The organism is Thalassospira sp. (assembly GCF_002709775.1).
GTDB lineage: Bacteria > Pseudomonadota > Alphaproteobacteria > Rhodospirillales > Thalassospiraceae > Thalassospira.
Genome location: NZ_PAQR01000011.1, coordinates 143152 through 165305, shown reverse-complemented (window position 1 = coordinate 165305; position 22154 = coordinate 143152). Strand labels below are relative to the sequence as shown.

Here is a 22154-nt window from a genome sequence, read left to right as displayed (position 1 = left end):
TGTTGTGCCACGCAAAAACAGCCCGCCTCTTTCCCCGGCGGGCTGTTTCCTTTATTCACTTGGGTTCGAAACATCTCGAAAGGCCTTCGCGTACTGTCAAAGGCGGCTGCCACCCCAAAAGATCCTGGGCTTTGGAAATATCGACCTGAAGCGATCCCAGAACCCTTTGGGCGACAGCTTCTTTGCCGAGAAGTTTCGCCCCGAACATTAGCCAGGACTCTGGCACAGGCACCAACCGGGCTGATTTCCCCATAGTTGAAGCCAACTCACGCAACAGCGTCGTTGTCGAGACATCCGCGCCGTCGCTGGCCAGGAAAACCTGATTTTTCGCTTTGGGGTGATCCGCGCAGGTCATGATCAAATCAATCAGATTATCCAATGCGACCAGCGAACGTTGATTGTGAATGGCCCCGAACGGCAGCGGAAAACCCTTATCAAGCAGCGTGATCAGTTTGGCAAAGTTGCCTTTAACCGACGGCCCGTAAACCAGGGTCGGACGTATGACAACGAACTCCATCCCGGTTTCAGAAGCAATTTGCGCAAGCCCCTGCTCTGCCTCCCATTTGGAGATGCCGTAATCGTCTTGCGGGTCCGGAATGCTATCAGCTGAGAATGGATGCCCTTTTGGGGTCTCTTCCCCGTTTACTTTGATCGAGCTGATAAAGACAAAGCGCTTAACGCCCGCTTCTGCTGCCTGACGCGCCAGATTAAGGGTACCGTCAACATTGATGCGCCGGTATTCGGCCAGCGGATCCGGCGCGCTATCCTTCATGACATGGGCACGGGCTGCTGCATGGATGACGATTTGCTGTCCACTTAAGACGGCACGCCAGTCCGTATCACCGTCCAGCGCATCAACTTTAGCACTTCGCCCGGGAAGCCCTGCAACGGAACGGCGCACCGCTGCCGTCAAGTCAACATCCACGCAGTTCACCAGAACATTGGCCAGACGACTTCCCAAAAATCCGGTCGCACCGGTCAGCAATATCTTCATCAAAATCCAGTCACCAAAACAAAATCACCACAGCGCACAAAGGCGACAGCCCCCTGCCGAAAGCTAAAGCTTCCAAAACATGCAAGAAAGCACTTTTTAGCGATGGGCGAACCAAAAGACGGAAGTTTTGCCTGACCATTTGCCCTTTGAGCTTCAAATAATTTGGATCAGGAAAATCATCGTGCCCGCTGTCAGACCAAGAGCGGCCAGAATCAAAAGCCCGTCGCTGACCAGGATCGCCAGACCAAAGGCCGCAATCGCTGTCATCGGGGCCAGGGCCGCAAACGGGACCAGTTCAAACACCGGCACAGACAGCGAAAGCAGGAGGCACATGGCCGCCGCCACCCTTACCGCGACCGGGCTGATCAGGCTTTCAAGCCGCCCGTGAAACCAGCGATCCATGCGCTCGGCCACCGGATCAATCCGCTTGAGCCCCACATGCACCTTATCACCTTCGATTTCGCGCTGAGACAGGATATCCGGCAACCACAGCGACGTGCGTCCGATGATGATCTGCAGCGAAAACACGGCAATCATCACCGCCAAGAAAGTCGGCGCAAACGGAATACCGCCAATCGGTGAAATCCCGATCAGGGCCGGCACCAAAAGAAACGGCCCCTGACTGCGCTGGCCGAACTCGGCCACGATATCACCAACCGAAACATGCCGGTTGTCCGCCGCACAGCGATCAATCCGCGCAATGATATCCGTAACGGAGGAGCGTTTTTGTTCCGCCATCACCCGAACTTTCGGCAACTGAAAACTTTGATTTGCATGATCCCATAACGCGGGGCTGCCGCAGTTGTTTCCCGGAATTTGCGCCAGAACAATGCAGATCAATCGCCATCATGGTTGGATCACCTGATGACACAGCTTGATATCGATAAACTGAAAGCAAACCTTGCCGCAAAAGACCCCGGCCCCTTTCATTTCCAAGAGATTTACGGGGCCGATTGGGACGGGCTTTATATCGGCGACAAGGTCAAACTCGGCCACGCGTTCCTCAATGCCGTGCGCGCCGGGAAACTCCCCGGCGTGATCGATACCGGCACCAAGAAAGGCGGCGGGCGGTTATATCTTTGGAAACCGCGCGGACTGTAGAAACCAGCACCCCTATCGCCTTTACATCAAAAACATGCTAAATTCGCATCATAAAAGATGTTTTAAAGGTGCGATGATGGATATCACCAAGGACATTCGCCCGCTCACCGAATTCAAACGTGAAACGGCACAATTCACCAAACGGCTCAAGGAAACGGGAAAACCGGCTTTTCTGACAGTCAATGGCAAGGCAAGTCTTGTGGTCATGGATGCTGGCGCATGGCAGGAAATGCAAAACCGGCTTGAATATGCCGACAGCGTTACGGGCATCCGCAAAGGATTGAGCCAGATTGATCAGGGCGAAGGCGAAGACGTCAAAGCCTTCTTTGATACGCTTTCTGATCCGGCAGCATAGCCGGGCATGAAGCACTATCGGGTTATCCTTGCACCCAAAGCAGCCCAAGATATCCGCGATGCCTTTGAATGGTTGCGCATGGAAAATCCCGCTTATGCCCACTCCTGGCGGGATGGTCTGCGGGATGCCATCATGGCGCTTGAACCCCTGCCGCTAAAAAATCCGATCGCACCGGAAAGCAGGGAATTCGATGTCGATATCCGCCAGCTTTTATACGGGCGCGGCACACCGTGGCGGATTTTCTATTCCGTCAACGATCAGCAGGTTTCGATCCTGCATGTCCGACACGGGCGACAGGATTACTGGCGCCCGTCCGAAACGGAAAAGTGATCGCAGTACCGGATCTTAACGCAAATCTTCCGGCAGGATGTGCACCCCGTCCGGGTCAAGGCGGATGTCATCAACGCGGGTCACGTGTTCCACCGCCAGCGCATCGTAAAGATGCGGGAACAGCGTACCGCCACGGGCCGGCTCCCATTTGATCTTCCCCTCAATCGGGGTGATGGGAACATGGAGCAATTTCAAATGATCCCGCCCGGCGTAATGCAGGGCAAGGGTCGCTGCCAACGTATCCTGGGTCGAGAAATGGATAAAGCCATCGGCAATATCATGCGGCGCACCGTTATATTGTCCGACGCTGATCGCTTCCGCCCACTCATCCGCGCCAAGAACGCGGTAGATTGTTTTATCTGTTATATTTGTCATGGCCGGAATTTAGGCAGCCGAGCGCGAAACAGCAAGCCTATTTCATCTGGGTTTTCAACCACCCCAGAAGCGACCCATGGCGCTCCGTCTTGGCAAATTCCGGGCTGCAGACCAGCCAATAGGCCGATTTCATCGGCACCGGCTTGCCGACAGCCTTTAGGAACCCCTGCGCGATATCACCCTCGATCAGAAGCGTACGACCAAGCCCGATGCCCATGCCATTGATTGCGGCCTGCAACACCAGATCGGCACGATCAAACGCAAGTGCGTTGGCATCCTCGTTGATCTGCACGCCCGCCTGCCCGGCGTAATAGCCCCAACTGAAATCCGTGCCATCGCGTTCACCCACCGCATCCTTGAGCAAGGTGACATCGGGCGATCCAACAGCATCTTCAAACACGCGGTCCCCGGCACAATAACCGGGGCTCGCCACCGGCACGATCTCGGCCTTCTTAAGCAAGCTGGAATGCAGCCCCGGATACGGCCCGACGCCAAAGCGGATGGCGGCATCAATCGTGCCAGCACTGAAATCCACCGGCCGGTCATTGACATCCAAAGCAATCTCAAGCCCGGCCTGTTGCGCGCTCGCCAGATTGGGCAACACCCATTTCATCGCCAGGGCCGATGCCACCGAAAGCCGCACCGTGCCGCTCGTTCTGAATTTCTCCAGCCGGTCAAAGGCCGCGTCCCAGACATCTACCGACTCAATCGCCGCCGCACACAGCACCCGGCCATATTCGGTCGGCGTGATCTGGCGCGTGGTGCGCTCAAACAGCGCAAAACCAAGCGCCTCTTCAAGCTGCGTGATGCGGTGACTGACGGCGGATTGATGCACACCCAGCTTTTCGGCCGCCTTGCTAAAGCTGTTTTCGCTGGCGATGGCCGCCAGCACCGGTGCCAGATGGCTCGCCCGGGCAATCAGATATTCGCGAGAACTTTCATGAGATTTCTTCATCTATATATGAGTCCAGAATCCCTGCCGAAACGATTAAAATAGCTTCAACACAGATTTTAGCAGGAATAGAGTCATGAGTACATCTCAAGAAAATACCCAAACCGTCCCGGTCCAGATCGTCAATGCCTTTGTGAAAAACGGAACGGGCGGCAACCCGGCCGGTGTCGTGCTCGATGCCGACCAATATAGCGACGCGCAAAAGCTTTTGATCGCGCAGAAAGTCGGCCTGTCGGAAACCGCCTTTGTCTCGAAATCCGAGAGCTGCGGCATCAAGCTTGATTTCTTCACCCCGACCAAACGCATCGCCCATTGCGGCCACGCGACCATCGCGACCTTCTCCTACCTCGCCGAACTGGAACGCTTTGGCGATGGTGAAACATCCAAGGAAACCGTCGACGGCCCGCGCAAGATCATCCTTGATCACGGCATGGCCTATATGGAGCAACTCGCCCCAACCTACACCCCGGCCAGCAGTTGGCCCGATCACGGTGTCACGCTGTGCGATGTGCTGAAATCGCTTGCGATCACGTCCGATGACCTTGATGACCGCGCCCGTCCGGTGCTGGTCAACACGGGCAATAACTTCATCGTCATTGCGGTGAAAGATCAGGCGACGCTCGCCAACATCACACCCGATCAGGACGCCATCAACGCGATCAGCGAGAAGCTGGACCTGATCGGCTATTACATCTTCACCACCGAAACCGGTGACGCTGACGACGCAGGCATTGACGCCACCACCCGCATGTTCGCCCCGCGCTATGGCATTGCCGAGGAAGCCGCCACCGGCATGGCCGCCGGCCCGCTGGCCTGCGTGCTCCATGATCTGCTGGACATCAAAAAGGACACCTTCCTGATCGCCCAGGGTGAATTCATGACGGAACCGTCCCCCAGCCAGATCAAGGTCACCCTCGACCTTAAAGAAAACCGCATCACCGGCCTTCTGGCAGGCGGTCAGGGCAAGGTGATGAAGAACCTTGAGATTGCGCTGTAATCAGCACCCGAAACAAGCGTTTCTGCGGGCAAGCCAATCCCAAATGCCCGCAGAAACGTCCTCCCTGTGCTTCAAATGACTTTCATGGCAAACTTGAAGCATGGATGATGATTTCGAACTCCCGCCGGGCATCGGCCCGCACAATGACCGTGAACTGGAGCTAATGCTGGCCGGAACAAAGCCGATGGCGATGTTCTCGGACGCGGTTCATGTCAGCGACTATTTCCCTGACGCCGATTTCGCCCCGCATGTCAAATCAGGCCGGATCATCCGCGTTGAGGAAATCATCCCCCGCCCACCCTATGCCATGCGCTACCTGTTCTTCGCCCTGCCCGGCGAGGAATGGCGGATCGAGGAAGCGTTGGTGATGTGCCGCAATCTATGCGCCGGAACGGTCAAGGATCATGATGCAGATTCGGCGCGGATGGGGGAGTTGTTGGGGTATTCGGCAAAAGACGTTGCGGCGTTTCTTAGCCACTTAAGCAGCAACCAATGACAAGAGAACACCAAAAGCATCGCGAAAAAGAATTCGTACTAAAGGCGTCAAAACTGTTGGGCACAGAATGGAAGATCATTGAGCAGCGTGAGCAACCTGACTTTATCCTGAAAGAAAAGTCACAAGTATTCGGACTAGAAGTTCGCGAAATTTTCGTGGACGACAACCGACGAAACTCAGGTTCTAAACTTAAGAAAGCGGAAAACTATCGCAGCAAAGAGCTCGAAAAATTCGCTCATAACTTTCAGAAACAACTTGGGTTTGCATTACACGTAAGATTGGTTCGGCGCCCTCAACACGGCAACATATCCGTTGAAGAATTAAATCAGCTTGAGGAAGCATTAATCTCTGAAAATCTCCACCTTGAAGAAATTGGTTATCACAATCAGGTCGAACTGAAATGCGGTACTAAAGTCTGGTTAACCAAGGAAATTCATTCACGTTGGTATGTGGTAAACGATTTGGTCGGCCTTGTGCATCATGCCCCGGGAGACCTAATCCAATCTGCAATAGACATGAAAAGCAGCAAGCTTGATGTCTACAGGAACAATGCTGGATCGGATATTCGCCTCCTTCTCTCAGCGAACCGAACTAAGCATAGTGGCAAACTAATTCTAACTTCACCTATTGCTAAGCTTTTCGATCTCGGGGGTTTTTCTGAAGTATATTTTATGTCCTACCCGATGGAAGCCTACCGGCTTCAGGCTTCCCCAAAACCCAATAATTAACTCAACTTCTTATCCGCACTTCGTTTCACCACACTCACACCCAAAACCCCGAGTGCAATGCCCCAGATCGGACTGGTATTGACCAGGGCGGCGATGATGGACGGGGCTTGAAGTGGGGTTAGGATAATGGCGTAGGCAATTGCGCCCATGGTCATGATCCAGGTGAGGGCGACGGCGTAGCCGAAGCTGGGGCGCCAGCGCCGCACAAACGCATCTTCGCTGGCGACTTCGGCCCGGATGGTGCGGTTGACCGATTTAAGCGTTTCGGTATCGCGGGCCAGTTCGATTTCGGCCATGCGTTCGGTGTGACGGTTGGCAGCATGGATTTGCTCCGGGGTGACGTCGCCCTTGGTGACCGCTTTTTCGACCTGTTTGAGGCCCTCGGCCGCCGTTTTGGCGATCGGGTTGTCGATATGATCAAGCCCCGCCCCCACCGCCTTCATCAAAAGCGGCAGGCCGATCTGGGCAAGCAATGCTGGGATCATGAGGGACCTCCCTATCCAATATCTTTGTAAAATAGGTGGTTCCCAATCTCGGCCACCGGCACATGGCCGCGCGCCCAGAACGGGTCGACCGCATGGGTGTGATAGTGGGTGGCGCCATCGGTCGGGTCGGGAAGCTCCCCCGCCACCGCGCGCTTGGTGATGCGTTTGCACAGACGATAGGCCGGATCGCGCGGGCTGAGTGCCAGAAGCTTCTTGCGGTTGGGGTCGGCTTTGTTCCAGCACGAAAACTGTGCCGGTTTCAGGCAGACCGATTTCACGTCATTGCCCCACCAATAACGCCCACGTTGTTTGGCAAACGCCACCCGGTTGAGGATGACGGCTGCCACGGCCTCAATCCCGGCGAGTTCTTCGCCGCGTGCCTCGCCATAAAGGGTTCGGGCCAGCACTTCGACCTCGGACAGGGCATCGGGATCGGTGAGTGGCTGTGCTGTCAGGGTTTGCAATTCTGTCATAGGCTCAGATCCTTTTTGCCGGGGATTGGGGGCATGTCGAGCTTGGCCTCGATCCGGAGCAAATGGCCGGTCAGGCGTTTTTCGACATCCTTGAGATAGGGGATGGAGACATAGTTGCGCGCGACATCGAGCTTAAACGCCGCCAAGGCATCGCGCAGATCGCTGGCATCGGTTTCCGCGCGGGTGCGCAGCTGTTCAACACGACCCAGCAGCTCGGATCGCATGCGCCAATGCAGCCAGAACAGGCTGGCGACAGCAGGGATTTCAACAGCCGTGATCCACCAGATCACATCAACCGTCTGGGTCACAGGCAGGGTCATGGGGGCCTCGATTTGGAAAAAGTCAGAACAGGAAAATCAGCCATGGATGCCCGCCTGCGCGGGCATGACGAATAAAGGGGCACCAAAACCGTCATCCCCGCGAAGGCGGGGATCCATTCAGGACGAAAAACAGGGGTGTTTTGCTCAAGCTCATCACAGACAAAGAAAAACCCGCAAACCAACGGCTTGCGGGTCAGGTCGACCGCGCCTCCACCCGGGGCAACACCCCGCGGGCTGGAGAAGCGATCAAAGCATTCAGGAGGCGACCGGCATCAAATCTAGGCTGCCGGGCCCTTAAGCTTTTCTTCCAGGTCCTGCCAGGCCTCGCCAGAGGCGACAAGGCAGCTTGGACCGGACGGATAGGTAAACAGGATGGTCCAGGTCTGACCATCGGGCGCTTTGAGCACCTCGATCACGCCGCCATTGGACGTAACACCCACCGCAACCGGTTCTTCGGAATATTTCGCGCTCAGGCTATCGATCACCTTGGATCGATCCCCGCAGACCGGGGATGCCGAGGCTTGGGGAATGGTAACTGCAACGGCACCTGCCACCACAGCGATCAAGCTCAGTGTTTTCAACATGGTCAGGCCTCCTGACAGTCAGGTGCGCCCACATGGACGTCTTGTTTTCCTGTACTGCGAAATGGATCAACAAATGATCTTTGGCCGTTTCCCGGTCCGGCATCTGTGCGCCGGGACCTCTGCTTATCTGGCTTAAATACTCACTTTGGTATAGGAAGAAAAATTCCTTACTATTCTTTCATATAATAAACGTAGGGTTCAAAGCTGAATTTTCCATGAACATTTCACAAATGTGATAAAGGGCACCGCTAACCATTTGGCATTGTGGGAAAGTTTTTCTTCCCTCACGGATTGAAGACCCGTTCTCACGGATTGAATTGGCTCTCGGCCCGGAAAATCTCGCTTTTCCCCCGCCAGTCGGCCCGTTTGATCGGCATGTCGACCCGTGGCAGGCGCACCGGATCATGCAAGATGCAGCCCGCCACCGCATCAAGCCCGTCATCCAGCCCATTGCCATCGGGATGCCAATCGCGCATCTGGCCCACGAACGGTGTGCGGCGAACGCCCTCATGCACATGCAACAACCCCGCCCCCATCACTGCGCCAAAGGCATCCTCGATCCGGGTGGCTTTGTTGGTAGTTTCATAATGTTCTACGACGCTGGCCGCCCATCCGATTGATTTCAGTTCACGCCTGAGGATATTGGGCAGGAACCGGCCAATGCCATTGGTCTCGACCCGGACCGACGGCAAATGGTGGCGCGCCATAAAATCTGCGACCTGCGCACAAAGCTGGCTGGCCTCATCGCGCCAGGGCATATCGCCGTTTGTCGCCGGATCAGATGCCCGCAACCAGGCCATATCCTGCAGCCAGTACTCACCCTGATCACAGATATAAACGCACGCCACCACAGCGCCGTCGCCGCGAAGCGACCCGAAACTCGGATCGAAATGACAGGCGCTGGCAACCATGGTACGCCCGCCAATGCGAAGCGTCATGCGGCCATTGCCTTGGGTGATCTCGGCCGCGCCGTCATAGAACCGCAGTTTTGCGGGGTCGAGGATGCCTGCCACCGGCGCCATCATTTCAAGCATCATCTGGCTTTGAAACTTGCGCTCCGGGGTGCGAGCACGCATGGCCGTGATCGCCGCGATATCAAACCGCTCCGGCCAGTTCGATGTCCCGTCCTTATTGACGATGGGCAGCTCAAAGCGTGAAAAACCCGCGAGAAACGGCGCGACCTCGCCAACCTCGGCGCGGGCCTCCTTGGCGTAGATCGAGTAATAACTATGCGGCGTTCCGACATAAAGCTGCGCGCCGGTCGGACCCAGCACATAGGCAATCTCGGAAAGCTTTTCGCGCAGCTCGGATCGTTTATGGGCGGTGTCGCTGTTTTTGGGCACCTCAACATCATCGCAAATGACGATATCGGCGCGCGACCCGGTAATATTGCCACCAATCCCCACCGCCTGCATCGACGGATCACGCAATACTGCCGCCCGCGCCACCGTAAACCGCTCACTCCCCCAATCAGTAAGCTTTTCGGGCAAAAGCGATGCCATCAGCGGATGGCGCTCAACCACGCGCTTGACGTTGCGCACCATCTTTTTCGCCAGATCCAGATCGGCGGCCAGAACCAGAATACGCAAGTCCGCATCCCGATACAGCAACCAGCCACAAAACAACCCGACCAGCGTTGATTTGCCGGAATTACGAAACGCCATCAAAAGCATCTCGCGCTTGCCGTTCTCCCAGCACTCCTCCAGCCAATCGGCCATCTTGCGATGATGGGCAGGCAGACCAAGCCCCAACATCTGATCCCATATCCAGACGAATTCTGCGAAGCGGGCCAGAGCCATGAAACGCATCCTCCGCTTTGCTTATTTAGTTTCAGCCAGTGCCTGTCGGGCCGTGGTGATCAGATCCGATACCGGCGTCTCTTTCGGACTATCCGCGCTATCTTCCCCGCCCCCCTGCCCCTCAGACGCCCAGCGCAGCAGTTTGATCAAGCCCTCAAGATGCCCGAGTGCCGCCTTGCACGCCGCCTGATGCGCATTGAAATCCTTGGCCTCGCGCAGAAGTGCTGCCTGCTGTGCCGCCCGGCGATAGGCATTGCGCACGCGCTTGATATCACCGGGCAAATCACGGAGCAGTTCGGCCCGCAAGGTGACGATTGGATCGGTATTTTCCGTCTCACGCATCGCCTATCCCTAGATCGTTGAAAGCTCAGACAACCGCGCATTGGAAAGCTTTTCCGGCCAATAAGAAAGATTGCGCAAATGCCCGTTCATCGCCTTTTCCGTGCCGCCAAACGATCCCAACACGATGTTGGAAAAATTGCGCGGCATGGCAAAGCCATCGGGTGAGGACAGCACCACGCCATTAAGCCCCACCGCAACCCCGTCATCCTCCCACGCCAGCGCGATGCGATGGCGGCTATCCTTGGAAAGCTGGCCGTAAAGCGACTGGGTGACGATCGGCACACCGCCGACGCGGAGCGAAATGCGTAGCTGATCGGCGTCGCTGTCATAGCCAAGATCAAGATGATCATCATTGAGGCTTAATGCGTAAAGCTGCACGATCCGCCAGATACCCGCCCAGTCGCGCGCGGTATGCACATCAAACACCAATGTCCCCCGCCCTTGGACGAACCAGTCGCCGGGTTTAATGCGCACATCATCACAGGCGCGCGCGGCCGGGATGCCGTTGCTGATGATATCGCTGGTCGGCGCAGGCCCGGCTTCAAGCTGCGCATTCCAGATGAGGATCGAGGCCGGAAGCGCACTGATCGCCGTGCTGATTTTCGGATAGCGCGTGGTGCCGGATGCCGGTTCCGCGATCCACACCCGCTGCCAGTTTTCATCCACCGTAAAGCCATGTGCGGACGGCCCATCAATGCCGCCCAACGTGATATCGGCCGTGCCCGATACCGCCCGCATCCAGACGGCAAAGCTATAGGTTTCGCTGGCAACAAGCCCACCGACATTCTGATAAAGCCCGTCCGCACCAGCAGAACTGCCGGGCAGATCAAGCTGCATCGCGGTCAGGCTGCCATCCGGGGCAGCAACGGCGCTGCTGGTAACCGTCACCCCGCTGTTCTTTTCCCAAAGCGCATTGTCAAAGGCGGTTGAGTAGCGCAGCAAATTGGTCGCCGCCCCCTCGATCAGAAGGCCCAGACGCCTACCAAGCCCGTCATGATCATAGGCGGGTTCATCCACCGCGCGGATTTCAAGCAGGCCGTTTGGGCCACGCACAAGCTTGGTACTGGCGCGCGCGACGCTCATGCCGGCCGCAAGCGGCTGATAACGCAATCCCATTGGATGCATCTCCGTTTTATTTGGCAGTGGGTTGATAGTGGCGCGCTAGCCGCCAATGCGATGGATGTGACACCAGGTCAAAAGATCATGGTCGCCGATTTCGCGCGTTTCGCTGTCGCTGTGCCAAAGGCGCAGGCGTAATCCCGTCCCCGGCGTGGTGCCGATCCGGGCAATGCCATTCAGGCGCAAACTGTGTGACGCCCCGCTGCCCATCGCGGTGATGTCATTGCTTTGCAAATGGCTGGACCAGTCGGTGCCATCAAAGCGTTCAAGCGACAATGTCGTAGAAACCGACTGGTCGGTAATGGGAAAACGCACGGCGATATCAACATGATAGAAACCGGGCGGAAGCCCTGTCACGCCATGCACGCCACTGTCATAAAGCCCGTGGCTGTCCTCAATCACCTGATCCCATTCAATCAGAAACGCACCACCCGCCGGGATGGATTGGCTCGCCACCCGCGAAAGCTTGATCACTGGACCGCTTTCATGAATGGGCGCAGCAAACCAGCACGTGCCATCACAGATCAGATCGACCATATCGCCGCGTGTCGGAAGCGGATATACCGTCACCTCCGCCCCGCCATGGATCGGGCGAATAACATTGCCCGCTGCCGTCGTGATATCAACCATCGTGCCATCACCGTTAAAAACGCGATAGCGCACGCCATTGCGCGCAAGCGATGCCACCGGCAAGGTCAATTGCGCCCCGCTAGAAAGCCTGACCAGCGATCCGGTTTCGCGGATATCCATGATCCGACTGACGGGGGCATCAATCACCGGCATGCGGCGCTCATCCTCCCACGCCAGCAGATCACCGCTGCGAAAATCAAGATTGAGCATCGCCGATGCGTTTGATCGTTCAAACGACGCAGCTGCGATTTCAGACCGGCTTTCGGCGGCCTCGGCCCGGTTGGCGGCATCCTGTGCCTGACTTGCCTTGGTGCTGGCCTGCGCGATTTCATCACCGGTTGGACCATTGGCAAGCCCGCTGCCATCGCTATCCCAGATCAACGCCCGACCGGGCTCAATCACCGGCAATTCCGCCGACGCCGGTGCATCCTGATCCGGCCCAAAGCGCAGCGTACCGGAAAGAGCGCGGTCAACATCGCCAAGGGCCGCCGTCATGAAATCAAGATCACGCTCGAGCGCATCCCCGCGCGGGATCGACATGGCGTCAAAGGCACTCAGCCGGCGCAAATGCAATTGCCGGGCAAGGCTGATGGTGCTGCCATTTGCCGGCGGAGTTTCAAACCGCACCACGCCACCGCCACCCTGATCAGCGGGCGTCAGGGCAATGTGAAACCCGGTTTCGGTTTCACTGCCATCAATGCTGACCCGAACATCACCGGCATCAAACACATCAAAATCAAACGGAAACGTCTCGCGCGCACCGTCGCCGACAAAGGCGATGGCGGCCCGGATCTGATTGGCAAAAACGGCACCCATAGCTTCTTCCCCTTTTTAAACCTCAACCCCAACCATCACGCTTGGAAAACCAGGCATTCAGCCGCGCGACCGTGTCATCCTCAACTGATCGCAAAAGTGACTTTTCGCGCCAGGCGGCCTGTTGATTGATGCGCGTGCGTTTGCGGTTGGCGGCATCGGCGTCCAGATCGGCATCCTGACGCGCCGCCTTTTCAAACCCCGCCAGAACCGCACTGGCCGACCCGGATCCACCCGTCATCAGGCCCGATGCCCCTTGTCGGGCACGTACCGTTGCCTGACGACGACGAAGGTCTTCTTCGCGTTTGGCGGCATCCTCGCGCTGGCGTGCTTCAAGCTCTGCCAGTTCGGCCTGCCGTGCCGCTTCGCCTTGATTGATGCGCGCTTGGGCATCGCTTTGATTGGCGCTGATCCGTTGTCCGGTTTGCAGCACCGATGCCGCCATCGGTACGATTGATGTAAATCCACCCATCAGTCATTCACCCCCATTTCACTGGCCGCGCCGAGCAATAAAAAAGGCCGGGGCAATGCCCCGGCGATGCGCCACAATCCGCTTTTAACCGTCCCGCCACTGCCCCGCCGCCAACCAAGCGCGCGCAGCGTAATATCCCCGCTATAAAGCGCATCTTTTTTATCGGGTGATACAGTTACCGGTAGTGCGACATCGCGCAATCCCCGGCCGGTATCAACCCGCAGCTGCCCGGTTTCCTGCAAACGCAGGGTGACCGAAACCAGCCGCACGGCATTGCCGCCATGCGGGCGGCTGCCATCCGATGCGGCCGGCGGCAGGGCAAAAATTTCATGGATAAAGGGCAAGCCGACTTCGATCTCCGACACCGCCCCAATGTGATCGGGCACCGTGATCGTGCCCCCGGCAACCGGCACGTCTTCGGCAAGAACGCCATCGCCCCAGACGCTGACCTCAAGACCATCCAGCGCCTCAAGATTACCCCAATGACGACGCGGTTCTTCGCCATCCGCCACCGCTTGCCGGCGATAAAGATCAAAGCCGCATTCCGGGTCAAACACGCCCAGGAAATACCGCCCGTCGCGCTCCAGCACGACATAGACATCCCCGCCGGATACCGAAATCGACCTGAAGGCACAGCCCGCAACCGATTGCGCCGACCAGGCGGTGATGGCCTCAGACCGATACAGGGTCAGGGTCGCAAGCGATCCGTCCTTCATCACCACATGCAACAAACGCCGATCGGGATCAAAGGCCTGATCAATCGGATGATTGATCAGATGGCGCGACAGCAAGGCCAGATCGGCTGATCCATAGGCCTGCTCGACATCGGTAAACAGGAACTCGCGAATTTCGCGCCCGCTCCGCCCGGCAAAAAGCGTTGCACCATCGACATTGACCAGCGGCACGGTACGATCACTTTGGCTGCCGATCCGGGTCTGGCGCGTGACCTGCACATTGGCCGGGGTCAGTGGATCACCCGTCACCATCCATTCCGATCCGCTGGTGAAAACCTGCAAATGACGCCCGGCAAAAATACCGGTGATCGCATTGACCTGATCGGCCAGCAGGGCAAATTCAATCGCCTCGTCATCAAGGCCTTCGCCAAGCTCGAAATTAAACAGATCACCCGATTTTGACATCCACAACCGGTTGGGCAGATCGCGCGATCCGCCAATGATCAACCGGTCCTGATGGAACGTCACGCTGCGCGGCCACCCACGTACATCCGAAAAGGCCTGCTCGACAAAATCGACGGTCACGTTGGTATCGGGCAGTGACTGCTTGAGTGCGATGGTGGCGGTGCGCGCATCAGCAACCGCAGTGATTTCACCCTCGATCCCCTGAATTCGCCACAGGGTGCCGATATGCTCTGCTACAAACAAATCGACATTTGCGGTGATCGTGATCGTGCCGCTGGCACCTGATGGCGTCAGGGTCGCGGCGGGCTCGGCAAACTTGTAATAGGGCTGTCGGGTCCGAAGGTTGGTTTTGCGCCAGGCCCAAAGGGTTGTTTGCCAACTGCCATCGCTTGTCCGCGTCATCCGCACAGGCGGCGCATCGGGATGCACGACCAGAAGCGTATCGGCACTTTGCGTCCAGTTCAGAAGATCAAGCTGCTCGGCCCCGAAAGTGGTTTCAAACCAGACCGTCTCGACCCCATCCTCAAACACGCGCGCATGCTTATCGCCAAAGGCCAGCAAATAGGTCTGCTCGGTATTGAACTCGAACTGAATCAGACGCGCACGCCCCGGCAATTCATCAATCAATCGAATACCCGGACGCCGACGCACCCCGCCCGAGGGTTCAATAAACACATTACGCAGGCGCGCCGCCCCATTGGCATAGGCACTCAGATCCGACCGCCCCCACAATTCAGGCGCCAGCTCGCCGGTCGAAAAGGTGTTTTTCTCCAGAACACGGCGTGCCATGGCGGCTCCCTCGTTGAATTATGGTAATACACTTGCGGCTCGGGATCCCCGCCTTCGCGGGGATCTATGGCGGCATGCTCCGCGCCCGCACTACCCTCGCACCGCAGCCTCCAAACCCACGGCCCGCCGCCCTACCCCCGCGCCGCAATCAGCGAAAAATCATCAATCGCATGCGGGGTTGATTGCTGCGCATCGGCAAGCCGTGCTTCGCGCAACTGGTCCTCGGCACGCTTGAAAAGGTACTCCGCCCGCGTGCTGCTTTCGGTCAGCGGCAGGCAAAACTCGGCCGCCAGCCGTGCCATCAAAGCCAGATCAAACCAGGCCGGAAAGCTGCCTTCGGGCAAGCGCGCGACATAGGCAAGATACGCACTGTCGCCCGCGACCTTGATCGCCTGATCGCGCAACTCAAACGCGGCAATCTTGCCACCATCATCTTCAAGCGACAGCAAACGAATAAAGTCGCGCGGCAAAGCAAACAGATGGCTGCCATCCCTTGCCGAACTTGCCGCATCCCCATCCGCCAAACGAGACAACCAGCCCCCCCGCCCGGCAAACCGCCACGGATAGCCCGCCAGCATCCCGTCCCGCACGCTCGGATACAACATCCGGGCAATCTCGGCCTCGGCGACGTCTTCCTCAAAAGAAGAAATCGGCGCCGCCCCGATCATCACCAACGCCCGCGCACACAGCGCCACATCACTCAACGCCATCAGTTTCGCCCCCAAACAAAAACGGGGCCCGGAAAACCGGACCCCGCAAGATTGTCGCTCGCAGCAATCAGACCTTGATGATGTAATTCACCACCAGGAACGGCTGCATGTTGTTGTGAGCTTCGTCATCCCCTTGCGACGAACCCGTTTGAGTAAGCGGGGCAATTGCAGTGGAACCTTGACCACTACCCTCAACGCCGCCACTCAACGCAGTCATAACGAGCGTTCGATAGCCGTTCTCCCAATCATGCGTGTGAGACGGCATCTCAGCGACGGTCAGTTGATGATTTTCTTCGCCGCTAGCCTCACCGATAATGCGATCCGTCAGACCAGCGCTCTGACCGGAACCGATTGGAGTACGGCCGCGCATATCCGGAAGGGCAAAAGTTGTAGAACCATCCCCCTCACCCCAAACAGCCCCGATCACGCCAAATAAAGCGGCATAGGTTGTCCGAGAAACCTCCGCGCCGTCACACGGAAGGTAACCGCTCGGTGCAACACTCGAAGCAAATGGCAGGATCGTCCCGGTCGGTACTGCAATCGCAGCAAACTGGCTGATATCGGTTTCGGAACAGATCGTGATTGTTTCGCTCAATTTTAAAGCCTCTTCCTATTGAAAACAAAAATCCCCGGCAGAGTTCTCTACCGGGGAGGACAACTTTGAGAATGCCTTGGCATCTATCAGCTTGCTGTCGGGTAAAACGCCTTGATCGCATAGGTCATTGCAATGTTGCGCGGGCGGGTCTCGTCACCGGTTCGAGCGCCCGGGCTATTTGCACTATCGAAATTCAGAAGCCCTGCGGGCCGGAAGATACCGTATTCCGTAGAAGTCTGGTCCGAACCGCCGATACCCGAGGTTCCTGTCAAAGCACCATCTGCGAATGTGCGATTGAGAGCAGCATAGGTCGTGTCAGTCTGGCCCGTAATCCGCTGCATCTGGTCAAGCTGAGATGATCCAAAAGCCCTTCCATTATCGACATTACGACCGGCATCAAATCCACGGATAAATTCGCCACGTAGATCGGGCAAATTAAAGGTCGTGATTTCGTCGCCATGCCCCCACACAGTCCCAATAGCAGTAAACAGATCAGCATATTCGGTCCGCGAGATAGCCGAACCGTCACAGACCATCCAGCCGGTCGGCGGGGTCGGCATTGCAAAGGCGGAAACCGAACCGATTTCGCTGCCAGCGACGACGCCCCCACCGCCGGAACCACCACCAGAAATCAACGCATTGATCGCCTGCAGCAACTGGGTATCATCCATGCGATCAGGCTGGATATCTGCCGCCAGAACGACATTGAGAACTTCACTTTCGACCGGAGTAGTGCACTGCATATGTATTCTCCAACGTTGGCAAAAAAAGAACCCCGGCAAGGAAGCCCTGCCGGGGATAGCTCAATCAAACCCACTCGATGATCACGTAACCATCGACACCAAAGTTACCTGAGTAATCAGGTGCCGGGTCCGCAGTACTAGTACCGCCCGCACCGACAACGATCTGCAACGTCTCGCCCGGCAGCACGGCGAGTTCCTTTATTGCCAATCCGCCATTGCCGCCTGCACCACCGGTCAGGCCATCTTGGGAAGTCGTACCATTACCCCCCGGTGAACCTTGACCGACAAGGTTTACGTCACCGTTGGTAGCACCACCATGTGGCGCGGAAATTGCCGTTGTTTTGGCAGACCAACCGCCTGTGCCGCCCTCGGCAACGACAACGACCTGTTGATAGGTAACACTGGACGCCTGACCGTCTTCCGACTGTTCACTGACCCTGTTGCCGTTGAGGCCACCGCCGCCACCGGCACCAGATACGGTTACACGCAGTTTCGTGACACCTTCGGGCACGACAAATGATCCGTCTTCGGTGAAATACTGACGGGTCGGCAGGGAGGTCGTTGCAAGCTTCTGAATGGCCTGAAGCAGCTGGGTCTTGTCATCGCAATCGGGCCAGATGCCGGCCCCCTGAATAACGTTCAGAACTTCACATTCCACTGGGGTTGAACCCTGCATGGGCAGTCTCCTTGTTTGGTAAAAAGAAACCCCGGCAACGAATGTCACCGGGGCGAGGTTGAGGGAGGATGAAAAGGGTTGGGTTGGTGCGGTGGACGGTCAGTCGGTGTTTGAGGTACCGACAGCGGTCATGTCGCGAACATCGACACCGCCTGCACCCGAACTTGCGACAACAAACAGGCCGCCGGACATGGTGGCGTCGCGGTTGGTGTTGGCGACGATGAAATCGCCGACGCGCAACATGTCGCGGGCGTCGGCAAAATAGTCGACGGTATCGACGTCAGCGGCGACGTCCGGGGTGATGTAGTGCCACAGCGTAAAGCCGTTGGCATAGGCCAGAACACTGAGGTTTCTGGCTTTGAAACCTTCTGCCATTTTGGGCTCCTGTCATGTCAAAGGGTGAGGGTTGCAAGCGGCTAAATCGCCTATTCCTGCGCTTGGATGCAGGTGACACCGTCGCCATCAATGAGCGCGGCACCCTGGCTCATGGAGTTGTTCACAAAGTGCGCTGCGTGATCGCCATGCCAGGTGATGTCGGACTGAACGTCCGAACCAATCGCATGGCCAATGGCGGTGCGGTGATACCAGAAGCAGGACCGAATACCGCTCGCCACCGGTAGGCCGGAATGGGGCATCCAAAGGGTGCCGAGCCAACGTTTGGCCTGCGTTCCCTTCCACGGCAGATCGTCATCACCGATATAATCAGATCGCGAGAACTCATCGATCAGCAGCAGCTCCGACCACTGTTTCCAGCCGACAATCGCATAACGCTGACCGTCATCGGGCACATCGCGATCGCCAAGGCTTTCGAACGCCATCATCACCTTATCAAGGGTCATGCCTTCGGTATTATCGGGCACAACATCACTGGTCCCGACCAGTGCATTGATGATCAGCTCGTCGGTCTTGCGGCCGAGTGCATAGGCCCCGGCATTGGCCAGAACCATCTTTTCATCATGGTTGATCTTGAGCTCGTCGAGCGCATCGACCCAGTCGCCAGCATAATAATCACGCAGGTCACAACGCACCGCCTCGTGATCGACATTCATCACCGGCACCTTGCCATGGCGGGCCTTGGTGGTGGCCGTGCCCTTGCCGACCTTCTGGAAAACGGTGGTCGCGCCCTTGATGGAATTTTTCACCCGCACCGTGTTGCGAAGTTTCGACCCCATGCGTTGATAGGCCTGATGCACATCGGCCTGAAAATGGTCGATGAAGCTTTGATCAATCGTGGTTGTCATCGCCTTTTATCCCCTTGTTTCAGATATGATTTTGTCGCGCGCACAAGCAGCCGCCGGGGTTCAATTGCGCCATCTGCCACAATTGCCCCAAACCCGGTCATTTTCCGGTCATGGTTTGATGTTTTAAGAAAGCCGTCTCACGTTGGGACACGCACCGGATTTGCCCCGACCTGTTGCACCCGAAGGGCTCGCCTGTGCGTTACAAACAAGAAAAAGAGTGTCTGCCGTGAAGAAGTCGGTTTTGCTTGTTTTCAGCCTGATCGGGCTGGGGGTTGCGGGATATTTCCTTTTGCCGCTGACCCCGATCCCCGATTACGTCCACGCGGTCATGGACCGGGCAAACCAGTTGTTTTAGGACGCGCTGGAAAGCCGCGCAAAATCCGCCTGCACCTCGGCCACCAGGGTCGGATCGCGATCACGCCAATAGCGCGGATCATTCATCTTGCGCCGAATTTCGGACCGCAGATTTGTCTCCCCCGCCCCGCCGTCAGTTTTGCCAAGCGCGGCCTCATTGTTTTGCGCCATCATGCGATGCATGGCCCGCACGCCATCGGCACTTTGACAGAGCGTTTCAAAGGCGGCTTCCGGCAGATTGGCCTTGCCCCAGCTTTCGATTTTCGGCGCGAGCTTCTTCCAGCTTTCCGCCCCGCCGAACTCGGCCGCCAAGGCTGCGCGATCCGTGGCACGCCGGGCCGCCTGATCAAGGTCACCCAGAAGCGGTGAAAGAACCTCACCCGCCAGATCATAGACCAGCTGTGCCTGGGCGTTGCTGAAGCCGGCCTCATGCAGGCGCTGGTTCAGATCGACATCGATCTCACCAAAACCATCCGCAAGCGTGATCGCGTAGGCATCCGGCGTTTCGGGCACCAGATTGGCAGCGGCTTCGGGATCAAGCCTGCTTTCAGGTGCCTCGTTGCCGATATTTTCGGCTTCCTGCGTTTCCGGTGTTTCCGGAACGTCAGATGCCGCGACTTCCGGCGAAAGAAGGTCGGGTTCGGTTGTCATGCGAACACTCCGCTAAATGGGTCAAACTTTGTTTGGATATGCGGCTCGGGTTCCCCGCCTGCGCGGGGATGACGTTCGTTCCAAGCACCCGTTTTGGGTACCGTCATCCCCGCGAAGGCGGGGATCAATCTGCTGCAGAACGCTCCGCCAGCCGCTTGATCTGCAACACCAGCGCCCGCTGCCCTTCGCGCATCCAGATCGCCGCATTGCTGGCCTCCGGACCAAGCGCGGTGTGCAGAAAATGGCGTTCAAGATCGGCAAGAACCTGCGTTCCGGCATCGCAGTCAAAACAGGCCTGCCAGTGGTCGGTGTCGTCTTCGCTCAAGCTCTCGTTTTCAACTTCAAACCAGTCCCATCCGTTATCGCTCATCACACAGCCTCCGCGATTTCAGACGGCAAGCTTGGCCGCAACAGATGGTCGGGCACACCAAACTGATCGGCAAGCCAGCGGACCATCACGGGCAATTCAACCTCCGCCAATGCCTCTGGGCCAAGGGCGGCAATCCGTGATAGCCAATCAAGCGCCTGCCCCGCCTGTACGCGTTTTGGCAATTGTGCCAAGGGGGCCGCGTGACGCAGCACGACGACATCGCCATCAAGCGGGATGTCGGGAAGTTCGCCGGTTTGGGTCAGGATATAAAGCGCACGCCGGATCAGCGGATAGAGCAATTCCGCCTGCAACCGGCCATAGGTTGCACCCAGAAGCCGTGCGTTTTCGGACGCCCGTTCAAGCACCTCGGTCGCTGTCATACCCGGTTGATCGCTCTGGCCCAAGCGATCGGCCAGCAAACACCGCCGAATGCGATCGCGCAAATCAGACAGCACAAGATCCGACACATCAAACCGACCGGGTGCTTCAAGCGGCTTGAGCCCCGCCGATCCCACTGCTTTCGGGATGATGCTGCCCGGCACCAATCGGATGGTGGCCGGGTTGAGCACCCCGTCATCATCGGCCTGCCAGATGCCGGTGACGGCAATCGATGCGTTTTTAAGCACCAGTTCAACCACCTTGTTGGCGGTCTTGATATCGGGCAGAGCCTTCATCACGGGTGACCGGCCATAAATCTCGCCCGGAGCCTTCATCCAGCGAAAGGCGATATAGGGCGACACATCAAAGCGGTCGCGATAGATCAGATCATGGGTCGTGGCATCGCCGTCTTCGCGAAAGACACACAGCTCATAACCGGTTTTGCCGCTGCCTGCCGGAAGCACAGCCTCGATCACGGTGATGCGTTTTGGTGTGTCCTTGTCATCGCCATCATCGGCAAAGCCCTTGGCCCCCGGCCAGGTCGCCGTGATCTCATCGCGGGTGAGTGCCAGTTTGCGAAACACCGCATCCATCTTGCCATCCGATCGTTCTTCAAAGGCCAGATCACGCAAGGGCACGGCGGTAAAGCGCAATGCAGACGGGCTGTGCAAATCAGCCTTTTCAAGCTGCAAACACGCGGTGCCAGCCGTCACCAGATCCAAAAATGCCTGATGCATTTCGACCGCAAAGTTGGAGCGATCAAGATGCCCCTGCAAAATCCGAACGGCCCGACCAAGCTGCTCGGTCAGCACCTGCCGATCCGCATTGGCGACATTGCCGCCCGGTTCCAGCTCAAACCAGCCACCGCCGGGCGGGGTAATCTCGGCCATCAGGCTGGCGGCAAGCTGTTCGACTGCATCGGATGCGGTCGCGTCAAACACCCGATCCAGGCGCTTGCCCCCGCTTGTCTGATGGCTTGCCGCCGCATTGCGCTGTGGCAGGGCAAACTCATAACAATCCTGCCAGTGCGACAGCCAATTGCGCCGGCGTTCCATCGCCTTTTGAAAGCGGGCGCGCAGCTGGGTGATGTCGGCACCATCGGTTGCCTTGTCCGCAGTCACCGCCTTTTGCGATTTCGCCATG

General features: G+C 57.5%; 30 protein-coding genes. 7 read left to right on the top strand and 23 right to left on the bottom strand.

Going from position 1 to position 22154, the window contains the following annotated elements:
* Nucleotides 1-55: 55 nt before the first annotated feature.
* Both CMO10_RS06755 and CMO10_RS06750 read right to left on the bottom strand, forming a co-directional pair.
* Nucleotides 56-994, bottom strand: coding sequence for a UDP-glucose 4-epimerase family protein (locus CMO10_RS06755; protein WP_297019991.1), 939 nt, complete (start codon nt 992-994; stop codon nt 56-58).
* Nucleotides 995-1147: 153 nt separating this feature from the next.
* Nucleotides 1148-1732, bottom strand: coding sequence for an exopolysaccharide biosynthesis protein (locus CMO10_RS06750; RefSeq protein ID WP_297019988.1), 585 nt, complete (start codon nt 1730-1732; stop codon nt 1148-1150).
* A 126-nt stretch (nt 1733-1858) separates the two neighbouring features.
* Between CMO10_RS06750 and CMO10_RS06745 the strand changes: the two genes are divergently transcribed.
* From CMO10_RS06745 to CMO10_RS06735, 3 genes are all read left to right on the top strand, one after another.
* Complete coding sequence (locus CMO10_RS06745; RefSeq protein ID WP_297019986.1) at nt 1859-2095, top strand: DUF1413 domain-containing protein; 237 nt, start codon at nt 1859-1861, stop codon at nt 2093-2095.
* 76 nt (nt 2096-2171) lie between these two features.
* A complete protein-coding gene (locus CMO10_RS06740; protein WP_297019984.1) occupies nt 2172-2450 on the top strand; it encodes a type II toxin-antitoxin system Phd/YefM family antitoxin in 279 nt (92 codons plus the stop codon).
* 6 nt (nt 2451-2456) lie between these two features.
* On the top strand, nt 2457-2780 hold the full coding sequence (locus tag CMO10_RS06735) for a type II toxin-antitoxin system RelE/ParE family toxin (RefSeq protein ID WP_297019982.1): 324 nt from the start codon (nt 2457-2459) through the stop codon (nt 2778-2780).
* A 15-nt stretch (nt 2781-2795) separates the two neighbouring features.
* Here the strand turns inward: CMO10_RS06735 and CMO10_RS06730 are convergent, their stop codons facing one another.
* Nucleotides 2796-3155 carry a DUF952 domain-containing protein gene (locus tag CMO10_RS06730; RefSeq protein ID WP_297019979.1) on the bottom strand — a complete coding sequence of 120 codons (360 nt, stop codon included), beginning with the start codon at nt 3153-3155 and terminating at the stop codon, nt 2796-2798.
* Between the two features lie 37 nt (nt 3156-3192).
* The gene (locus tag CMO10_RS06725; RefSeq protein ID WP_297019976.1) at nt 3193-4110 is read right to left on the bottom strand and encodes a LysR family transcriptional regulator; all 918 of its coding nucleotides are present in this window, start codon (nt 4108-4110) and stop codon (nt 3193-3195) included.
* Nucleotides 4111-4183: 73 nt separating this feature from the next.
* On the opposite strand from CMO10_RS06725, the gene CMO10_RS06720 reads away from it, so the two are divergent.
* The 3 genes from CMO10_RS06720 (at nt 4184) to CMO10_RS06710 (ending at nt 6328) form a co-directional block, all read left to right on the top strand.
* Entirely contained in the window at nt 4184-5104 is a 921-nt protein-coding gene (locus CMO10_RS06720) for a PhzF family phenazine biosynthesis protein (RefSeq protein ID WP_297019974.1), read from the top strand.
* A gap of 100 nt (nt 5105-5204) precedes the next feature.
* Nucleotides 5205-5600, top strand: coding sequence for a hypothetical protein (locus CMO10_RS06715; protein ID WP_297019971.1), 396 nt, complete (start codon nt 5205-5207; stop codon nt 5598-5600).
* Nucleotides 5597-6328, top strand: a complete 732-nt coding sequence (locus CMO10_RS06710) for a hypothetical protein (RefSeq protein ID WP_297019968.1) — start codon at nt 5597-5599, stop codon at nt 6326-6328. Before CMO10_RS06715 ends, CMO10_RS06710 begins: the two co-directional genes overlap by 4 nt.
* Here the strand turns inward: CMO10_RS06710 and CMO10_RS06705 are convergent.
* The 16 genes from CMO10_RS06705 to CMO10_RS06630 all read right to left on the bottom strand — a co-directional run bounded on the left by CMO10_RS06705 (nt 6325) and on the right by CMO10_RS06630 (nt 19258).
* Nucleotides 6325-6813, bottom strand: coding sequence for a 3TM-type holin (locus CMO10_RS06705; protein ID WP_297019965.1), 489 nt, complete (start codon nt 6811-6813; stop codon nt 6325-6327). The two genes, CMO10_RS06710 and CMO10_RS06705, sit on opposite strands and share 4 nt — an antisense overlap.
* 11 nt (nt 6814-6824) lie before the next feature.
* The gene (locus tag CMO10_RS06700) at nt 6825-7286 is read right to left on the bottom strand and encodes a cell wall hydrolase (protein WP_297019963.1); all 462 of its coding nucleotides are present in this window, start codon (nt 7284-7286) and stop codon (nt 6825-6827) included.
* Nucleotides 7283-7606, bottom strand: a complete 324-nt coding sequence (locus CMO10_RS06695; RefSeq protein WP_297019959.1) for a hypothetical protein — start codon at nt 7604-7606, stop codon at nt 7283-7285. The genes CMO10_RS06700 and CMO10_RS06695 overlap by 4 nt, the downstream gene beginning before the upstream one ends.
* 278 nt (nt 7607-7884) lie before the next feature.
* On the bottom strand, nt 7885-8190 hold the full coding sequence (locus CMO10_RS06690; RefSeq protein WP_044829400.1) for a hypothetical protein: 306 nt from the start codon (nt 8188-8190) through the stop codon (nt 7885-7887).
* A gap of 305 nt (nt 8191-8495) precedes the next feature.
* Nucleotides 8496-9989: a phage terminase large subunit gene (gene terL / locus CMO10_RS06685; protein WP_297019955.1), complete on the bottom strand. Its 1494-nt coding sequence runs from the start codon at nt 9987-9989 to the stop codon at nt 8496-8498.
* 21 nt (nt 9990-10010) lie between these two features.
* Entirely contained in the window at nt 10011-10331 is a 321-nt protein-coding gene (locus CMO10_RS06680) for a hypothetical protein (protein ID WP_297019952.1), read from the bottom strand.
* Nucleotides 10332-10340: 9 nt separating this feature from the next.
* Nucleotides 10341-11447: a phage head spike fiber domain-containing protein gene (locus CMO10_RS06675; protein WP_297019950.1), complete on the bottom strand. Its 1107-nt coding sequence runs from the start codon at nt 11445-11447 to the stop codon at nt 10341-10343.
* Between the two features lie 45 nt (nt 11448-11492).
* Nucleotides 11493-12896, bottom strand: a complete 1404-nt coding sequence (locus CMO10_RS06670) for a hypothetical protein (protein WP_297019947.1) — start codon at nt 12894-12896, stop codon at nt 11493-11495.
* Nucleotides 12897-12918: 22 nt separating this feature from the next.
* Entirely contained in the window at nt 12919-13365 is a 447-nt protein-coding gene (locus CMO10_RS06665; protein WP_297019944.1) for a hypothetical protein, read from the bottom strand.
* The gene (locus CMO10_RS06660; RefSeq protein ID WP_297019941.1) at nt 13365-15293 is read right to left on the bottom strand and encodes a phage tail protein; all 1929 of its coding nucleotides are present in this window, start codon (nt 15291-15293) and stop codon (nt 13365-13367) included. The genes CMO10_RS06665 and CMO10_RS06660 overlap by 1 nt, the downstream gene beginning before the upstream one ends.
* 131 nt (nt 15294-15424) lie before the next feature.
* Nucleotides 15425-16003 carry a phage connector family protein gene (locus CMO10_RS06655; protein WP_297019938.1) on the bottom strand — a complete coding sequence of 193 codons (579 nt, stop codon included), beginning with the start codon at nt 16001-16003 and terminating at the stop codon, nt 15425-15427.
* Nucleotides 16004-16070: 67 nt separating this feature from the next.
* Nucleotides 16071-16598 (bottom strand): phage tail protein, encoded by a 528-nt coding sequence (locus tag CMO10_RS06650; RefSeq protein ID WP_297019936.1) that lies wholly within the window; start codon nt 16596-16598, stop codon nt 16071-16073.
* A gap of 86 nt (nt 16599-16684) precedes the next feature.
* Nucleotides 16685-17341: a phage tail protein gene (locus CMO10_RS06645; RefSeq protein ID WP_297019934.1), complete on the bottom strand. Its 657-nt coding sequence runs from the start codon at nt 17339-17341 to the stop codon at nt 16685-16687.
* 64 nt (nt 17342-17405) lie between these two features.
* Nucleotides 17406-18017 carry a hypothetical protein gene (locus CMO10_RS06640; protein WP_297019931.1) on the bottom strand — a complete coding sequence of 204 codons (612 nt, stop codon included), beginning with the start codon at nt 18015-18017 and terminating at the stop codon, nt 17406-17408.
* Nucleotides 18018-18116: 99 nt separating this feature from the next.
* Nucleotides 18117-18392 carry a hypothetical protein gene (locus CMO10_RS06635; RefSeq protein ID WP_297019928.1) on the bottom strand — a complete coding sequence of 92 codons (276 nt, stop codon included), beginning with the start codon at nt 18390-18392 and terminating at the stop codon, nt 18117-18119.
* Between the two features lie 50 nt (nt 18393-18442).
* A complete protein-coding gene (locus tag CMO10_RS06630) occupies nt 18443-19258 on the bottom strand; it encodes a phage capsid protein (protein WP_297019926.1) in 816 nt (271 codons plus the stop codon).
* A 226-nt stretch (nt 19259-19484) separates the two neighbouring features.
* On the opposite strand from CMO10_RS06630, the gene CMO10_RS06625 reads away from it, so the two are divergent.
* Complete coding sequence (locus CMO10_RS06625) at nt 19485-19613, top strand: hypothetical protein (RefSeq protein WP_297019923.1); 129 nt, start codon at nt 19485-19487, stop codon at nt 19611-19613.
* On the opposite strand, the gene CMO10_RS06620 is transcribed toward CMO10_RS06625, so the two are convergent.
* The 3 genes from CMO10_RS06620 to CMO10_RS06610 form a co-directional block, all read right to left on the bottom strand.
* A complete protein-coding gene (locus tag CMO10_RS06620) occupies nt 19610-20263 on the bottom strand; it encodes a capsid assembly protein (protein WP_297019922.1) in 654 nt (217 codons plus the stop codon). The two genes, CMO10_RS06625 and CMO10_RS06620, sit on opposite strands and share 4 nt — an antisense overlap.
* 124 nt (nt 20264-20387) lie before the next feature.
* Nucleotides 20388-20633, bottom strand: coding sequence for a Bbp19 family protein (locus CMO10_RS06615; RefSeq protein WP_297019919.1), 246 nt, complete (start codon nt 20631-20633; stop codon nt 20388-20390).
* Nucleotides 20633-22153, bottom strand: a complete 1521-nt coding sequence (locus tag CMO10_RS06610; RefSeq protein ID WP_297019917.1) for a portal protein — start codon at nt 22151-22153, stop codon at nt 20633-20635. Before CMO10_RS06610 ends, CMO10_RS06615 begins: the two co-directional genes overlap by 1 nt.
* Nucleotide 22154: the final 1 nt, after the last annotated feature.

Bases quoted from the DNA above. Each gene is read 5' to 3' on its own strand.
- CMO10_RS06755 (WP_297019991.1), bottom strand. From the start codon at position 994: ATGAAGATATTGCTGACCGGTGCGACCGGATTTTTGGGAAGTCGTCTG.
- CMO10_RS06750 (WP_297019988.1), bottom strand. From the start codon at position 1,732: ATGGCGGAACAAAAACGCTCCTCCGTTACGGATATCATTGCGCGGATT.
- CMO10_RS06745 (WP_297019986.1), top strand. From the start codon at position 1,859: ATGACACAGCTTGATATCGATAAACTGAAAGCAAACCTTGCCGCAAAA.
- CMO10_RS06740 (WP_297019984.1), top strand. From the start codon at position 2,172: ATGGATATCACCAAGGACATTCGCCCGCTCACCGAATTCAAACGTGAA.
- CMO10_RS06735 (WP_297019982.1), top strand. From the start codon at position 2,457: ATGAAGCACTATCGGGTTATCCTTGCACCCAAAGCAGCCCAAGATATC.
- CMO10_RS06730 (WP_297019979.1), bottom strand. From the start codon at position 3,155: ATGACAAATATAACAGATAAAACAATCTACCGCGTTCTTGGCGCGGAT.
- CMO10_RS06725 (WP_297019976.1), bottom strand. From the start codon at position 4,110: ATGAAGAAATCTCATGAAAGTTCTCGCGAATATCTGATTGCCCGGGCG.
- CMO10_RS06720 (WP_297019974.1), top strand. From the start codon at position 4,184: ATGAGTACATCTCAAGAAAATACCCAAACCGTCCCGGTCCAGATCGTC.
- CMO10_RS06715 (WP_297019971.1), top strand. From the start codon at position 5,205: ATGGATGATGATTTCGAACTCCCGCCGGGCATCGGCCCGCACAATGAC.
- CMO10_RS06710 (WP_297019968.1), top strand. From the start codon at position 5,597: ATGACAAGAGAACACCAAAAGCATCGCGAAAAAGAATTCGTACTAAAG.
- CMO10_RS06705 (WP_297019965.1), bottom strand. From the start codon at position 6,813: ATGATCCCAGCATTGCTTGCCCAGATCGGCCTGCCGCTTTTGATGAAG.
- CMO10_RS06700 (WP_297019963.1), bottom strand. From the start codon at position 7,286: ATGACAGAATTGCAAACCCTGACAGCACAGCCACTCACCGATCCCGAT.
- CMO10_RS06695 (WP_297019959.1), bottom strand. From the start codon at position 7,606: ATGACCCTGCCTGTGACCCAGACGGTTGATGTGATCTGGTGGATCACG.
- CMO10_RS06690 (WP_044829400.1), bottom strand. From the start codon at position 8,190: ATGTTGAAAACACTGAGCTTGATCGCTGTGGTGGCAGGTGCCGTTGCA.
- terL (WP_297019955.1), bottom strand. From the start codon at position 9,989: ATGGCTCTGGCCCGCTTCGCAGAATTCGTCTGGATATGGGATCAGATG.
- CMO10_RS06680 (WP_297019952.1), bottom strand. From the start codon at position 10,331: ATGCGTGAGACGGAAAATACCGATCCAATCGTCACCTTGCGGGCCGAA.
- CMO10_RS06675 (WP_297019950.1), bottom strand. From the start codon at position 11,447: ATGGGATTGCGTTATCAGCCGCTTGCGGCCGGCATGAGCGTCGCGCGC.
- CMO10_RS06670 (WP_297019947.1), bottom strand. From the start codon at position 12,896: ATGGGTGCCGTTTTTGCCAATCAGATCCGGGCCGCCATCGCCTTTGTC.
- CMO10_RS06665 (WP_297019944.1), bottom strand. From the start codon at position 13,365: ATGGGTGGATTTACATCAATCGTACCGATGGCGGCATCGGTGCTGCAA.
- CMO10_RS06660 (WP_297019941.1), bottom strand. From the start codon at position 15,293: ATGGCACGCCGTGTTCTGGAGAAAAACACCTTTTCGACCGGCGAGCTG.
- CMO10_RS06655 (WP_297019938.1), bottom strand. From the start codon at position 16,003: ATGGCGTTGAGTGATGTGGCGCTGTGTGCGCGGGCGTTGGTGATGATC.
- CMO10_RS06645 (WP_297019934.1), bottom strand. From the start codon at position 17,341: ATGCAGTGCACTACTCCGGTCGAAAGTGAAGTTCTCAATGTCGTTCTG.
- CMO10_RS06640 (WP_297019931.1), bottom strand. From the start codon at position 18,017: ATGCAGGGTTCAACCCCAGTGGAATGTGAAGTTCTGAACGTTATTCAG.
- CMO10_RS06635 (WP_297019928.1), bottom strand. From the start codon at position 18,392: ATGGCAGAAGGTTTCAAAGCCAGAAACCTCAGTGTTCTGGCCTATGCC.
- CMO10_RS06630 (WP_297019926.1), bottom strand. From the start codon at position 19,258: ATGACAACCACGATTGATCAAAGCTTCATCGACCATTTTCAGGCCGAT.
- CMO10_RS06620 (WP_297019922.1), bottom strand. From the start codon at position 20,263: ATGACAACCGAACCCGACCTTCTTTCGCCGGAAGTCGCGGCATCTGAC.
- CMO10_RS06615 (WP_297019919.1), bottom strand. From the start codon at position 20,633: ATGAGCGATAACGGATGGGACTGGTTTGAAGTTGAAAACGAGAGCTTG.
- CMO10_RS06610 (WP_297019917.1), bottom strand. From the start codon at position 22,153: ATGGCGAAATCGCAAAAGGCGGTGACTGCGGACAAGGCAACCGATGGT.